Annotated in this window: 17 protein-coding genes; 13 read left to right on the top strand and 4 right to left on the bottom strand. The window is 54.2% G+C overall.

Features of this window, described 5'->3' with window-relative positions; translation table 11 throughout:
- Positions 1-58: 58 nt before the first annotated feature.
- The 6 genes from ADG72_RS01690 to ADG72_RS01670 all read left to right on the top strand — a co-directional run bounded on the left by ADG72_RS01690 (position 59) and on the right by ADG72_RS01670 (position 5,087).
- On the top strand, positions 59-961 hold the full coding sequence (locus tag ADG72_RS01690; protein WP_239667623.1) for a choice-of-anchor M domain-containing protein: 903 nt from the start codon (positions 59-61) through the stop codon (positions 959-961).
- Positions 961-1,716 carry an anchored repeat-type ABC transporter ATP-binding subunit gene (locus tag ADG72_RS01685; protein ID WP_048711733.1) on the top strand — a complete coding sequence of 252 codons (756 nt, stop codon included), beginning with the start codon at positions 961-963 and terminating at the stop codon, positions 1,714-1,716. The genes ADG72_RS01690 and ADG72_RS01685 overlap by 1 nt, the downstream gene beginning before the upstream one ends.
- Positions 1,717-2,556, top strand: a complete 840-nt coding sequence (locus tag ADG72_RS01680) for an anchored repeat-type ABC transporter permease subunit (protein WP_048711731.1) — start codon at positions 1,717-1,719, stop codon at positions 2,554-2,556. It begins immediately after the preceding gene.
- Between the two features lie 69 nt (positions 2,557-2,625).
- Positions 2,626-4,170 carry a sodium-dependent transporter gene (locus ADG72_RS01675; protein ID WP_048711729.1) on the top strand — a complete coding sequence of 515 codons (1,545 nt, stop codon included), beginning with the start codon at positions 2,626-2,628 and terminating at the stop codon, positions 4,168-4,170.
- Entirely contained in the window at positions 4,167-4,319 is a 153-nt protein-coding gene (locus ADG72_RS08505) for a methionine/alanine import family NSS transporter small subunit (RefSeq protein ID WP_080978628.1), read from the top strand. The genes ADG72_RS01675 and ADG72_RS08505 overlap by 4 nt, the downstream gene beginning before the upstream one ends.
- A gap of 9 nt (positions 4,320-4,328) precedes the next feature.
- Positions 4,329-5,087, top strand: a complete 759-nt coding sequence (locus ADG72_RS01670; RefSeq protein ID WP_048711727.1) for an HAD-IIB family hydrolase — start codon at positions 4,329-4,331, stop codon at positions 5,085-5,087.
- Here ADG72_RS01670 and ADG72_RS01665 read toward each other — a convergent pair.
- The 3 genes from ADG72_RS01665 to ADG72_RS01655 all read right to left on the bottom strand — a co-directional run bounded on the left by ADG72_RS01665 (position 5,073) and on the right by ADG72_RS01655 (position 7,261).
- The gene (locus tag ADG72_RS01665; protein WP_048711726.1) at positions 5,073-5,933 is read right to left on the bottom strand and encodes a TrmH family RNA methyltransferase; all 861 of its coding nucleotides are present in this window, start codon (positions 5,931-5,933) and stop codon (positions 5,073-5,075) included. The two genes, ADG72_RS01670 and ADG72_RS01665, sit on opposite strands and share 15 nt — an antisense overlap.
- 31 nt (positions 5,934-5,964) lie before the next feature.
- Positions 5,965-6,477, bottom strand: a complete 513-nt coding sequence (locus ADG72_RS01660) for a hypothetical protein (protein WP_239667622.1) — start codon at positions 6,475-6,477, stop codon at positions 5,965-5,967.
- Between the two features lie 166 nt (positions 6,478-6,643).
- Positions 6,644-7,261 (bottom strand): DUF3043 domain-containing protein, encoded by a 618-nt coding sequence (locus ADG72_RS01655; RefSeq protein WP_239667621.1) that lies wholly within the window; start codon positions 7,259-7,261, stop codon positions 6,644-6,646.
- Positions 7,262-7,361: 100 nt separating this feature from the next.
- Between ADG72_RS01655 and ADG72_RS01650 the strand changes: the two genes are divergently transcribed.
- The 5 genes from ADG72_RS01650 (at position 7,362) to ADG72_RS01630 (ending at position 11,631) form a co-directional block, all read left to right on the top strand.
- Positions 7,362-8,714, top strand: a complete 1,353-nt coding sequence (locus ADG72_RS01650; protein ID WP_048711721.1) for a dipeptidase — start codon at positions 7,362-7,364, stop codon at positions 8,712-8,714.
- Entirely contained in the window at positions 8,715-9,671 is a 957-nt protein-coding gene (locus ADG72_RS01645; protein ID WP_048711720.1) for a glycerate kinase, read from the top strand.
- Positions 9,672-9,761: 90 nt separating this feature from the next.
- Positions 9,762-10,115: an iron-sulfur cluster insertion protein ErpA gene (erpA, locus tag ADG72_RS01640; protein ID WP_009409320.1), complete on the top strand. Its 354-nt coding sequence runs from the start codon at positions 9,762-9,764 to the stop codon at positions 10,113-10,115.
- 10 nt (positions 10,116-10,125) lie between these two features.
- On the top strand, positions 10,126-11,103 hold the full coding sequence (locus ADG72_RS01635; protein WP_048711717.1) for an FKBP-type peptidyl-prolyl cis-trans isomerase: 978 nt from the start codon (positions 10,126-10,128) through the stop codon (positions 11,101-11,103).
- Positions 11,104-11,235: 132 nt separating this feature from the next.
- Entirely contained in the window at positions 11,236-11,631 is a 396-nt protein-coding gene (locus ADG72_RS01630) for a response regulator transcription factor (protein WP_048711715.1), read from the top strand.
- Between the two features lie 41 nt (positions 11,632-11,672).
- Here ADG72_RS01630 and ADG72_RS01625 read toward each other — a convergent pair whose 3' ends face one another.
- The gene (locus ADG72_RS01625) at positions 11,673-12,314 is read right to left on the bottom strand and encodes a 3'-5' exonuclease (RefSeq protein ID WP_239667620.1); all 642 of its coding nucleotides are present in this window, start codon (positions 12,312-12,314) and stop codon (positions 11,673-11,675) included.
- Positions 12,315-12,351: 37 nt separating this feature from the next.
- On the opposite strand from ADG72_RS01625, the gene ADG72_RS01620 reads away from it, so the two are divergent.
- Both ADG72_RS01620 and ADG72_RS01615 read left to right on the top strand, forming a co-directional pair.
- On the top strand, positions 12,352-13,176 hold the full coding sequence (locus ADG72_RS01620) for a lysophospholipid acyltransferase family protein (RefSeq protein ID WP_048711712.1): 825 nt from the start codon (positions 12,352-12,354) through the stop codon (positions 13,174-13,176).
- Between the two features lie 119 nt (positions 13,177-13,295).
- Positions 13,296-14,510 carry a pyrophosphate--fructose-6-phosphate 1-phosphotransferase gene (locus ADG72_RS01615; protein WP_048711710.1) on the top strand — a complete coding sequence of 405 codons (1,215 nt, stop codon included), beginning with the start codon at positions 13,296-13,298 and terminating at the stop codon, positions 14,508-14,510.

Here is a 14,510-nt window from a genome sequence, read left to right as displayed (position 1 = left end):
GAGGATGAGTACGAGAAATATAGCGCGGGGGCTATCAGCGCTCTTTGTCAGTATTGCTGTGAGCGCCAGCGTCGTACTGCCAGCGGTAGCGGATGATCCTCTTACTCAGCACGTAGATTCCTCTGAGCAGGTGGTGCGCGAAGAAGCCACAATTGAACGCGGTCACGTTGACTTGGGGCCAAAGATTGTTGATTCGAAACCTGAGATTCTGGCACGTGATGATTCAGGAGAAACGCCGATCTGGCGTCCTTTGGACACTCTTGTTTTTCGCGTGAGCGATTCGGGCAAGCTTCAGGTTCCCTCAGACCCCAGCTATTCATTCCTGCACGCGCACGAGGGAGAGTCCTACTGGGTCATTCCGCAAACTCAAAACCCTCGGGTTGTTTGGCTGGGATGGAACACTCAAGACCCCGAACTCATTAAGGTCATGGGCAGTGGTGCAACGATGACCCTGGGGAATCTTCAGGGCCCAGGCCAAGCATGGCTTTTCCTACAAGATGGGGCTTTCGGGGCGCCGACAGTCCTGTATGACTCTTCTACTTCCTCCCAATCAGACATCTGGGTCGAGGCAAATACTCACGTTCACGCAAATTGGGCGTTTTCTGCTCCGGGTGCTTACGCACTCAGCGTGCGCTGGTGCTTTGGAGATAAAGAGGCACCGCAATGCGTGTCAGACACACTTAGGTTTGTCGTTGGCGATGAGGTAAAGACCGAAGAAGCCCGCGCGCTCACGCCAAGTGCGCTCGCGGCCTCGACGAAAGAGGGGACGCATACTGCCAAGCCGCAGGTAGCGCGTGAACAGGGCGGAAATAATGAGTATCTGATCTATGGAGCGATCTGTTTGGCCTTGGGCGTGATTGCCTTTATCGTCGTTGCACATCGGACAAAGAAATCTCAAAAGCAGATTGAGGAAGCACGCGAGGATGTTTCTCGTGACTTCGGTTCGGAAAGCGACGTGTGATGGGTACTGAGAATTTGGTTTCAGCACTCGATATCTGTAACTTGGACGTGTCCTACCCCGGGCGTGAGGTACTCAAATCGGTCTCACTCACGGTTGCTCCCGGGGAGTTTTGTGCGCTTATTGGTCCCAACGGTGCTGGGAAGACAACTCTTTTGCGCGCAATACTTGGCGTGATTCCTTCCCGCTCGACTCACATCACCTCAATGGGTGTCCCGCTTCAGCCTCGATCAGTCGGATATGTTCCGCAGCGTCATGAGTTTGCCTGGGATTTTCCTATCAGCATCCGTCAGGCGGTTCTCAGTGCGCGAGCCCGCCGGATTGGATGGGGGCGCAGGGCTAAGATCGATGACCATCGCGCCGTCGAAGAGGCACTGCATCAGGTTGGTCTAGCGCAGCTTGGAGATCGAGTGATCGGGGAGCTTTCGGGTGGCCAACGCCAGCGAGTGCTGGTTGCCAGGGCTCTTGCTTTACGCCCGCAATTGCTTCTATTGGATGAACCCTTTACTGGCCTGGATATGCCGACTCAAGAAAGTCTGATGGACGTCTTCCGTAGGCTCGCTCTCTCTGGTTGCGCCATCCTCATGACAACCCACGACATTCTTGGGGCTATTGATGCCTGTGATCGACTTTTCTTGCTGAACTCGACTGTTGTTGCCTCGGGGAAACCGGAAGAGATTCGCGATCCTGAGGTGTGGATGCACACCTTTGATATTCGCCCGTCGAATCCGCTACTGAAGGTCCTAGGGGTGATCTAAGTGCTGAGTATCATTGACTTTCTTCGCGATCTGACGAATCCAGCATTGGCTTTCTTACCCCGTGCCATTCTTGTCACCTGCGTTGCTGCCTGCGTATGTGCGGTTGTTGGCTGTCATGTTGTCCTGCGCGGGATGTCTTTCATTGGAGATGCCGTCGCTCACTCGGTTTTTCCCGGTCTTGCAATCGCTTTTGTCTGTTCGGGGTCCCTGGTATTGGGAGGAACACTTGCAGGCGTTGGAACTGCTGTGCTCGTTGCGCTTCTTTCCCAAAATAGGCGTTTGAAGGAAGACTCAATCATTGGTGTTCTTTTCGTTGGGGCCTTTGGTTTGGGATTGGTCATCATTTCCTGGGCACCGGGATATGCGGGGTCCCTTCAAGATTTCCTTTTTGGCTCGCTGACGGGCATCCCTGCTTCGGAAGTACCTTTCGTACTGATTGCATCAGCAGTGATCGTCGGGGTTTTTGCTTTCTTTCACAAAGAAGTTGTTGCCGTGAGTCTTGATCGAGAGAGCGCTCGAGTCGCCGGATTGCCGGTGATGGCTCTAGATCTTTTGGTCTATGTCAGTGTTGCTGGTGCAGTCGTGATTTCCGTCCAGATCATCGGCAACATCTTGGTTCTTGCCCTGCTCATTACTCCCGCCGCAAGTGCTCGCCTTCTGACAAATTCACTGGGAGCGATGATTGGAAGCGCTCTCGTCATCGGTGTGCTGAGTTCTCTGTGTGGTATTTACCTCTCCTGGTCTTTGGATCTTCCAGCGGGAGCATCAATTGTCTGCGTAGTTACGGTTGTTTTCATTGCTGCGTGGGTTTATCGATCCTGCCGAGCCCGTTTCGCATAGTGGAAAAGTATTGCTCGGCTCCTGAGACGTCACTAGGTTTGGGCCTGTATTAAGGAAGGAAACGTCTACATGAGCACGGCAGCATCTCCTGCGAAACGTCGCACGCGCGACACATGGACCAGCCAAACTGGCTTTTTAATGGCAGCTATCGGTTCCGCGATCGGCTTGGGTAATATCTGGCGATTCCCAGGTGTTGCATACACCAATGGCGGGGGAGCGTTCCTTGTTCCCTACCTCGTCGCTTTGCTTTTCGCTGGTATTCCGATCCTTTGGCTCGAGTACGCCGTTGGCCATAAGTTCCGTGGAACCCCTCCGTGGGCCTTCCGCCGCATGAACGCTAAGGGAGAGTTCCTCGGCTGGTTGTGCGTGTTCATCTGCTTTGTGATTATTACCTACTACGCCGCGGTTGTTGCGTGGTCTGGAAGCTACGTCTTCTATTCGATTACCGAGGCCTGGGGTGAGGATTCGCAGACGTTCTTCCTTTCTTCTTTCCTGGGAACCGTCGGTTCTGATGAATTCTCATGGACTCCAGTAGCGGCAGTTGCAATCCCGCTTGTCTTGGTATGGGCATGTATCTTGCTCATCGCTTCTTTTGGTGTCGCACGAGGGCTTGAGAAGGCCAATAAGATTTTCCTTCCTCTTTTGGTTGTCCTCTTCCTTGCTCTTGTTGTGCGTGCCCTCTTCCTGCCGGGTGCACTGGAAGGCCTGAGTGCTTTCTTCACGCCCAATTGGAGTTCCCTGACTCAACCCAAGGTGTGGCTCGCCGCATTTGCTCAGATTTTCTTCTCGCTCTCGGTTGGCTTTGGAATCATGCTGACCTACGCCTCGTACCTTCAGAAGAAGTCGAACGTTACCGGAACTGCTTTGGTCGCTGGTTTTGCTAATTCATCCTTCGAAATTCTTGCTGGTATTGGAGTGTTCTCGGCCCTGGGATTCATGGCTCATTCGCAGGGAGTTGCGGTTTCTGAGTTGAAGGGACTGACCGGTCCGATTCTTTCCTTTGTCACCTTCCCGAAGATTATTTCGATGATGCCGGGCGGGCCGCTTTTCGGAGTCCTGTTCTTCTCTTCGCTTGTCCTTGCAGGCATCACCTCTCTGCTCTCGCTCTTGCAGGTGGTTTCTGGTGCAATTCAAGATAAGTTTGCCTTGACTCCTGTGAAAGCTTCGCTCGTCATGGGAATCCCAACAACGATTATTTCTTTGGCGTTCTTCGCGACACGTTCGGGTCTGAATACCTTGGATATCATTGATAACTTCATCAACAATCTGGGAGTTGTTGGTTGTGCGATTGCCATGGCGCTCTACACCGCACTTGTGCGCCCCAGGCTTCGGGGGCTGCGTAGGCACCTTAACTCTGTTTCAGCACCTTCGATTCCTCCCGTATGGGACTACCTCGTTGGTATCGTCATTCCCTTGGTGCTGGCGTTCATGCTGGTGACCTCTGTGATTTCAAGCATCAGTGAGGGCTACGGTGGCTACGCCGGATATCTTGTGAACATCTTCGGGTGGGGATCTGTTGGTTTCGCGCTCCTCGCATCCGCAATCCTTACCCTGATGCCCTGGTCGCATCCTCATCGTTCAAGCACGTCGTCAACATCTAAGGAGATCGCATGACCCCCGCTGCTATCATCATGATGATTGTGACGATCCTTCTGGTATGGGGAGGGCTTGTTGCTTCACTCGTGATGCTTCGACTCCTGCCGACTCCTGGCGAGGACGAGGCTGAAACGACTGCTCCTGTTGCGGAGCCCAACTCGCGATAAGGAGATAGCATGCGCCTCGTAGCTTTCGACCTTGATGACACTCTGGCACCGTCGAAGTCTGCGCTTCCGGAGTCGATGGCTAATCAACTTCGTGCACTGCTCGACTGCGTCCCAGTGTGCGTGATCTCTGGTGGAGAGTTTGGACAGTTTCGCACTCAGCTACTGGACAACCTCGGCGCTTCTTCTTCTGAATTGAAGAACTTGCATCTCATGCCCACCTGCGGGACGCGCTACTACCGTTGGGATGAACAGGATGCTCAGTGGGAACAGGTTTATGCCAATGACCTGACTAGAGAGCAGCGTGAGCGCGCAATTGCCTCGCTCGAACGCCATGCGCGTCAGCAAGGAGTGTGGGAAGCACATCCTTGGGGAGAGATCATTGAGGACCGAGGCTCGCAGATTACTTTCTCAGCGCTGGGACAGCAAGCTCCTCTAGAGGCGAAGCGCGCGTGGGACCCGACAGGTGATAAGAAGCGGGCTCTTCGTGATGCGGTCGCAGAGGATCTTCCAGACCTTGAGGTGCGTGGGGGAGGATCAACTTCGGTTGATATCACCCGTCACGGAATCGATAAGGCCTATGGCATGGGCAAGCTTGTTGAGATCACTGGAATCGCACCCGAAGATATGCTCTTCATTGGGGATCGGCTAGACGAGTCCGGTAACGATTACCCAGTGAAGGCTGCCGGATACCCGACCCTCGCTGTGAGTGGTTGGGAAGAATGCGTTGATGTGATCGCAGGAATTGTGAAGGAACTACGCACGAGGTAGTCGCGTTGCCCACAGGGCAACCGCACTTGCTGCAGCAACGTTGAGCGAATCGACACCACCCATCATGGGGATACGAACGACGTAATCGGTGCGTGACAGGGTACTCTTCCTCAGACCATCGCCCTCCGTTCCCATGACCAAGGCAACACGCGAATTTTTATCTGTCATCACGGGCATCATCACGAACTCATCAAGGCTGACGGAATCATCACTGAGGGCCAGAGCTGCCAAAGAAAATCCTGCATCGTGCAGGTCATCGTTCGCCGGCCAGTCTTCCAATCTGGTCCATGGGACCTGGAAGACCGTTCCCATTGAGACGCGAACGGAGCGCCGGTAGAGCGGATCTGCACATTCTGGAGTGACAAGAACTGCATCCGCACCAAGCGCGGCGGCGCTTCTGAATGCGGCACCCACATTCGTATGGTCGACCAGATTTTCAAGGATCAGAATCCGCTTGGGGCCGTCTCCTAAAGATGACAGAAGATCTGCCACCAAAGGTAAAACAGGTCGTTGCATTGAAGCGAGTGCACCACGGTGAAGATGGAATCCTGTGATGCTCTCCAGAATCGGTTCAGGAGCGATGAAGACGGGTATCTCGCCGCCGTCCTTGGCTCCCAGGAAGCGCTCGAAGAGCGGTTCTAGGTCAGGAAGCCAACGTGGAGCCATGATGAGTGAGCGTGGGCGATGACCAGCCTCGAGAGCACGGATGATGACATTCGTTGACTCCGCCATGTATAGGCCGCGTTCGACTTCCAGACTCTTGCGAAGATGAACATCGGTCATTGAGGTGTAGTCGGCCAGACGCGGATCCTCTTCGAGCGAGGCGGATGTCAGATGAATGAGCATTCCTTTATTGTGCCACTGACGCGTTGTGCGCTCAGTCCCACCAGAGCCACCAGCCGGGGCCTCTAGTCTCATCGAGACATGTGATGGGCTCGCATTCATCGGGGCGGCAGTAGCCGTCGAATCCCAGTTCTTCCTGGAGTTTTTCCCAGATTCCGTCTTCATAAATCAGCGCCCATGGGCTCTCGCGGTAGTTCAGCGCTGATTCGTCTTCAATGAAGAGCGAATCAATGCTCATCCTCTCATCCCATCGGGGTGCAAGAACGAGGTAACCTCCCAAAGAAACACGAGGATTGCGAAGTGCCGCCTTAAAAAAGAGCTCCAGCGGGGGAGCGTTATTCTGGCGATCCTGCAGGTTATCTGCAGGAAGAAGCGGACGGATCTTTTCGATTTGCGGGCTATCTAATCCAGAGAATCTGAAGAAATCAGAGGCGACCTGAGTATCCGTGAGCGGCCAGAGAATTTTAATTAGTCCGCTGTTTTCAACCCATCCAGGATCTCCGTAGAGCGGAGGAATGCTTTCAAGGGCCGAAGAGTGATGCGCCATGATTGTTCCTTTCATAAGCTTTTCGCTTCACGAGTGTGCCTCTGTATTGAGGTCGAAGTTTGGCCCTCAAGAAATCTGTGGAAAACGCCGAATAAATTGCTGCCCTGTGGATAAAAAGAGGGGTGCAGGTGAATAACCTGCACCCCTCTAAATCGGGATTATGAAATTATCTCTTTGGGAACTGCCCGCGCTCGACCTGCGGACGAGGCGAACGCCATGGGCGCAGCATAATTGCGCGCGAGAATGCGTAGAACCACATGCGACGAGGCATGGGCTCGCGCGGGTAAACCTCACGAACCTGACGCTTGATGCGCCGCCACACGATGCTGGTCTCAACGATCGCAACGAAGAACAGGCCGTACATAATCAGCATGACAATGAAGAGTGCGCGCTGACCAACAGCTGAGGTTGAGGCGAAGAAAGAGACACCGAAGAAAACAACGAAGAACAGAATCATCACTGGGAAGACGAACTCTGAGAAGGACCAGCGAGCATCAAGCCAGTCGCGAGTAAAGCGCCTGACCTTGCCCTTGTCACGCAGCGGCATATAGCGCTCGTCTCCGGTGATCAGCGCTTCTTGCTGGAGACGATCTTGTTCAAGACGCATCGCGCGAGCGCGCTCACGTGCGGCTTTCTTGGCAGCCTTACGATCCGCAACAATCAAGGAATGATCATTACGCGCCTGCGCCTGCTTACGCGAAGGCGTCGGACCGCTCTTTGAACGATCGTTTGCCGTCTGAGGCTGAGGAGTTTCTTCGGGTTCTGACTTCTTTGAGCTCAACACGTCTCTAAGGGTAATAGATCGATAGTGCGATCGGCACATTCTTGCCCGCTAAGAATGGATTCATGCGAGCAGAAACCTGTAGAAGAGATACTCTTGCCTTATGAATACCAATGAACTTCGCGAGCGTCTTGACGCTCTCTTCCCGCAATTGGTTGATGAGCTGTCTCAGCTCGTGGCCATTCCTTCCGTTTCTTCGGATCCTTCTCACGCTGCGGATGTTGACCGTTCCGCTGAGCATATTCGTTCTCGCTTTGAAGCCCTTGGCCTGGACGCTCAGATTCACTCAGTGACAACTCCTGAAGGAGTTCAAGGCAAGCCGGCAATCCTTGCTCGTTCCCCTCATATTGAGGGCGCGCCGACGGTCCTTCTTTATGCTCACCACGATGTCCAGCCAACTGGAGATCTCGCACGTTGGCACTCAGACCCTTGGGTAACCGTCGTTAAGGGCGACCGCATCTATGGCCGCGGCACTTCTGACGATGGTGCGGGCGTCATTGTTCACCTCGGATCTTTGAGCCTTCTTGGTAAGGATCTGGGCGCGAATGTTGTTGTCTACATCGAAGGCGAAGAAGAAATCGGTTCGCCCTCTTTTACTCACTTCCTTGAGACCTACCGCGACCAGCTTGAAGCTGATGTCATCATCGTCACCGACTCAGATAACTGGAAGGCTGGCGAGCCTGCTGTCACGACAAGCTTGCGTGGTAACTGCGCTTTCACGGTTGATCTCACTGTGGCTGATCATGCTGTTCACTCAGGAATGTTTGGCGGCCCGATGATCGATGCTCCCACCTGCGCTGCTCTTCTGATTGCGTCGCTCTATGACCAAGATGGCAATATCGTTGTTGAAGGTTTGGGTGGAGATGACCACGCAGAGGTTGATTGGCCAGAAGATGAATTTCGCGCGGCAAGCGGAATGCTCGATCAGGTTCGACTTGCTGGTAGCGGAGATCTCGCGGCGCGTACCTGGACGAAGCCTTCCGTGTCACTGATTGGCTTTGATACAACCAGCGTTGCGAATTCGTCGAATACGATCATTCCTCACGTTCGTTTCCGTCTGTCGATGCGCACGGTTCCCGGTGTCGATCCGCGTCAGGCAATGGATGCGATTGAGAAGCACCTTCGTGAGCACGCGCCCTTTGGTGCACGTATCGAGATTTCTGATCTCGACCTAGGCCCCGGATACCTTGCTGATGTTGATTCCCCAGTTTCACACGTGGTCAAGCAAGCGCTTACCGACGCATGGGGCGTGCAGGCGGTCAATATTGGTGTTGGCGGTTCTATTCCCTTCATTTCCGAGTTCCAAGAGACCTTCCCCCACGCACAGGTCGTTGTCACCGGCGTTGAAGATCCTCTGACGAATGCTCATTCCGAGGACGAATCTCAGTCGCTTCCCGATCTGAAGAATGCTGTCCTGGCTGAGGCGCTGGTCCTGTCTCGCCTGGCTGAAAAGTAAGTGGGACGCGCATTTATCACGGGGCATTGGGGGCAGGAGAATGATCCTGCCCCCGCGCTTCGTACACTTGCTCAAAGTTTTTCGACTGGTGCACCTTCCTGGGAAGTTTCCTTTGCTCCCTTTGGCCCCGGTCAAGCCTTTGTCGAGGCCATGGAGGGTAATCAGCGTTTTTGTGTCCTAAGCGTGGGGGATGGGGATTCCCTTCGCGAGGCCGGGCAGCGCTTTCGCGAAGTGCTTGCAGAGGGGAAAGTTCCGCTCCTCGAAGGCGGTCACCTTAAAGCAACTGACGGCGGCATCAGTTTTCTTGAAGGTATTTCCGGAGCCAAGCGGCAGGTGAATGAATCACTAGAGACATGGTTTATACGCGCAATCGAGCGTGCACAAAACGTCGTATCAGGTCAGGAGTTTTATGCCGCCTACTCGACATCACGCCCGCTCTTTGGACCGTCCTCGACATTGGCTCTCGAACCAGACTTAAGTCTTCGAGACAGTGACGATACCGATTTTCATCGGCAGTGGGCGGAGCTACTTCATAAGAGCATACGGCCGCAACTTGCAGTCAGTGGGCAATCGGCCTCGGTAGTGGAACCCGGAAGGCTTCCCGGTTCGGGGGCAAGCGGGGGTGCTGCGACGATTATCAGCATTCTTGGTGGTCGTCTAGTGTCTGACGGTGATTTTTTACTCCACCACACTGACTGCAAAACCAAGATCGAGGCATCTGACCTATTGATCATCTGCGAACCCGAGCTGCATTCGCCGGCCTTGGCCGAATCAAGCCTTGATCTATTAACTGAAATTGCATCAGAATCAGCCATTCCCGTTCTTGCCATTGGGCTGCATTCCACACTATCGGCACATGAACGGGCCCAATGGGGGATTCATGGGATTCTCGTTGATGAAACCGAAAATCTTGATGCTCTGGGATGTCGTGCTGCTCGTACATGGGGTAGAGAGTGACAATTCGCTCTCAGCTTTGAAGATGGCGCTTGTGCCTGAGTAGCCTTAGGCTAGAGATTATTCCTATAAGAAAAGTATTAAAGGAGCAGCATGTCTGAGAACACGACTGAGACTGCAACCCACGACGTCATCCTGACTGATGTCGCAGCACAGAAGGTCAAGAGCCTTCTTGAGCAGGAAGGCCGCGACGATCTCCGTCTGCGTGTCGCCGTTCAGCCCGGAGGCTGCTCTGGCCTGATCTACCAGCTGTACTTCGACGATCGTTTGCTCGATGGTGACGCTGTCCGTGATTTCGATGGTGTTGAGGTTGTTGTCGATCGCATGAGTGTTCCCTACCTCGCAGGCGCAACCATTGACTTCTCTGACACCATTGAGCGCCAGGGATTCACGATCGATAACCCCAATGCGCAGAACACCTGTGCATGCGGTGAGTCTTTCGCCTGATCGGAGAATCGTGAAGAAGCTACCTGCTATCGGTGCCATCCTACTGACTTGCACTCTTGCTCTTGGTGCCTGCTCGGGCCAGTCAAAGGACTCTCAATCGGCGTCACCCTCACCCTCGGCCTCGGCAAGCGCAACCCAGTCGGCTTCAAGCTCTGAGGAGACACCTCAGGTTGATCGAAGCGGCCAGGGTAATTTCCCCGAAGTAAGCGGTGATTTCGGCGAAAAGCCCGAAATCAAAGCCGGATCTGGCAGCGTGGGCGATGCGATTTTGGTGAAAACCCTCCACAAGGGTGATGGTGCAAGCGTCGGCCTCGATGACATCGTTCAGGTCAACTATGCAGGTGCGCTCTTCAGCGATGCAAAGGTTTTTGATTCTTCTTTCCAAGATGGTCGTACCCCTATCGCTTTCAGTCTCAACCAGGTGATTAAGGGATGGAAGTACGGTCTTGCTGACGCACATGTTGGCGATCGTGTTGAACTCGTCATCCCATCAAAGTGGGGTTACGGCGCTCAAGGTTCGGGTTCTTCAATTCCCGCAAATGCCGACCTCGTCTTCGTTGTCGATATTTTGGGAACTGTTAACCCGAAGGACACTTCTCAGCTCACAAGCGCCACGCCGACCGGAAATGAACTTCCAGCGGGCATTACTGTCAGCGGTGATCTCGGTAGCCAACCCACCATCACTTGGGGACAGAGCGCGCCCACAGAGACCTCCAAGGTCGTCATCGCCGAGGGACATGGTGACAAGGTAGCCGTTGGCTCGACAATTCTTTATCAAGGCGTCGGAACCGTTTTTGGTAACGATGCTCAAACACAGTCGACATGGGGGCAACAAGGTGCCCAGGTTGTCAGCGTGAAGGATGGTAATCAGCTTATCGGCTTCACCGCGGGCTCGCGGGTGCTACTCGTTGCTGGTGGCAATCAGGCGCAAGGGCAGTCGCCGCAGGCGATTGTCGTTGACATTCTTGCTGTCATCCCTGAGAAGTAGTTTGACAATCTGAACTACCAGCGATAGAGCAAACAGCATGTGTGGGGAGCTGAAACTTCAGCTCCCCACACGTGTATCCAAAAGCGGTTAGAATACCCAGAGTAACGATCTCTTAACGTTGAGGAGTGCATCGTGAGTGAAACACCCGTGAAAGTTCTGGTCTTCAGTGACAACTCGACCACTCGCCAGGCAGTGATCACAGGTGTCGGTTTCAAAGCATCGAAGGATACGGCTCCCATTGAATGGCTTCAAGCAGCTACGAAGTTCGGTGTTCTTGAACTAGTGGACAATACCTCGGATATTGCAGTCCTTGTTCTCGATGGAGAAACTCAAAAGGAAGGCGGCATGTCCGTCGCGAAGGAGCTCGCTGGTACCCGCCAGGATGTTCCTCCAATCCTGATGCTTACGGCTCGTCCTCAAGACGACTGGTTGGCAACATGGGCAGGTGCAAGCCGTATTGTCAGCGCACCATTTGACTCACAGGAGCTTCAAGAAGCCCTCGCGGATCTTTTGCGTCAGCGTCGCTGAAACTCGTTCTTTTCAACGCAAAGTACATGCGGTCTCGGGAATTATGAGGATAAAGGATACGCGGGGGAGCAGTAGGCAAGGGGATCTTTTTCAAGACTCTCTGCGTATTCACACAATTTGTAAAACAATATGCCCGTGGCCAGGGCATCATCCAGAGCGCGATGCTGACTGCCGCCTAATTTGAAGTGTTCACGCAGTGTTGCGAGCTTGTGGTTGGGTACCTCAGTTGGAAGCAAGGCGCGAGCCATTGACAGTGTGTCGATAGGCTCAAAGTGGGGCAGTGAGATATCGCAGGTCCGTTGAGCTCGCACAAGAAACCCCCAATCGAAGGCGACATTGTGCGCGATAAGGCCTGAAATCTGTCCCCGATCGCATAAATGCTCTGCCCACTGGCAAAAATGCGCAAAAACAGTGTGAAGATCCGGGGCGTGGACCAACGTTTCATCGTCGAGTCCCGTCAAAGCAGTGATGAACGAAGGCAACGGGCTTCCGGGGTTGATGAGTGCTGAAAAGCTATCGACAAGCTCGCGGTTTTCGTAGACTGCTGCTCCGATCTCAATGATGGTGTCGCGGGAACTAAGTCCAGTTGTTTCTAGGTCTACTACCAGCCATTTAGCTTGATTCCAAGCTGGGATCATTGCGGTTTTTGGCCGTTCGGGCTGTACAGTAGAACCATTGGTCATAACCACGATGCTAGCGGTTGATCCGGGTGGAGGAAACATGGGTCTGTATCAAGCACTGAAGCTGACGGGCACTCCGATTCTCAAGGCTGCGTATCGTCCGTGGATCCGCGGGAAAGAAAATATCCCAAAGAGCGGTCCGGCGATCCTCGCTTCTAACCACAACGCTGTCTGGGACTCTGTTTTTCTACCCATGATGATTGACCGTGAGGTTGTGTTCATGGGTAAAGCCGATTACTTCACGGGTACCGGTCTTAAGGGCTGGGCAACGAAGGAATTCATGCGCGCTGTTGGCACAATTCCCGTTGATCGTACTGGTGGGCGCGCATCTGAAGCCGCATTGAAAGCTGGACTTAAGCGCCTGGGTGAAGGTGAACTTTTTGGAATCTACCCCGAGGGCACTCGTAGCCCCGATGGGCGCCTGTATCGTGGGAAGACGGGTGTTGCGCGTCTAGCGCTATTATCCGGCGCTCCTGTGATTCCTGTGGCGATGATTGGCACGCATGCGGCTCAGCCAATCGGACAGAAAATTCCTTCGAGAACCAATATCGGTATGGTCATCGGAGAGCCCTTGGATTTCAGTCGCTATAAGGGACTGGATAAAGACCGCTACGTTCTTCGCGCGATCACCGATGAGATTATGTACAACCTGATGCTCCTTTCTGGTCAGGAGTACGTCGATCTCTATGCTGCTGATGTGAAAGCGCAGCTTGCCGAGGAGGGCGCTTTTGACGGCCCTGTACCCTCAAACGGCAAGAGCGCGCCCGGTGGGCGTGAGGCTCCTGAGGTTGAGGTTCCGACCGCACCCGAAGAAGACGTTGAACAGTTCCCCGAAGAAACAGATGAATCTGGGAATGAAGACTGATAGCGACATCGCCGTGTCCCAGAAAAAGGTCCGGGGCGGCGAAGAAACTACACTCTCGATAAGATAAGTACCTGGCGCGCTTCTCTTGCTGCGCGTGAAGAAAACTGAAAGGTTGACTCATGACGGTTCGTCGTGTTGCTCTCTTGACCGCTGGTGGCTTTGCCCCCTGTCTTTCGGCTGCTGTTGGTGATCTCATCGAGCGCTACACCCAGGTTGCTCCCGAGGTAGAAATCATCCTTTACCAGTATGGCTACCACGGCCTTCTGACCGGTAACTATGTTGTCGTCGACGAAGAAGGACGCCGTAACGCAGGTATTCTTCGTGAGTTTGGTGGTTCGCCCATCGGTAATTCTCGCGTCAAGCTGACCAATGCGAAGAACCTTGTCGACCGAGGCTTGGTTGAAGAAGGCGTCGACCCGCTTGCATTTGCTGCCGAGCAGCTGCGCAAGGATGGCGTTGATGTTCTGCACACCATTGGTGGTGACGACACAAACACGACCGCAGCAGATCTTGCCGCCTACCTGCACGAGCACAACTACGAACTCACCGTGGTTGGCCTTCCTAAGACCATCGATAATGACGTTGTTCCGATCCGCCAGTCTCTGGGCGCATGGACCGCGGCGGACGAAGGTGCGCGTTTCGCATTTAATGTGATCGGCGAACACCGCTCGAATCCCCGTATGCTCATTGTTCATGAGTGCATGGGACGTAACTGCGGCTACCTGACCGCAGAGACCGCTCGCCGCTACCACGAGCTGCTCGATACCAAGAACTGGGCGCCTTCCTTGGGCTTGACCCGTGAGCGTTGGGATGTCCATGGCGTTTACGTTCCCGAGGCTGCTCTTGACATTGCCGGTGAGGCTGAGCGCCTGAAGGCGATCATGGACGAGCAGGGCAACGTCAACATCTTCCTGTCGGAAGGTGCAGGCCTTCCCGAAATCATTGCCGAGATGGAAGCCAATGGCGAAGAGGTTCAGCGTGATCCCTTCGGCCACGTCAAGCTCGACACCATCAACCCCGGCCAGTGGTTCGCGCGCAAGTTTGCAGCGCTTATTGGTGCCGAAAAGGTCATGGTTCAGAAGTCCGGTTACTACTCACGCGCGGCAGCAGCACACGAAGAAGATCTCGCACTGATCAAGCAGATGTGTGATCTTGCCGTCGAGTGCGCACTCCGCGGTGAAAGCGGTGTCATCGGCCAGGACGAGGAGAACGGCGATCAGCTTTCCGCGATTGCCTTCCCGCGTATTGCCGGCGGTAAGCCTTTCGACACCACGCAGCCGTGGTTCACCGATCTGCTCTCCCAGATTGGCCAGCCTGTGTCTGCAGCGCAGTGA

It is taken from the genome of Trueperella pyogenes, assembly GCF_001070855.1.
Taxonomy (GTDB): domain Bacteria; phylum Actinomycetota; class Actinomycetes; order Actinomycetales; family Actinomycetaceae; genus Pauljensenia; species Pauljensenia pyogenes_A.
This window is presented reverse-complemented; position numbering and strand designations above follow the sequence as displayed.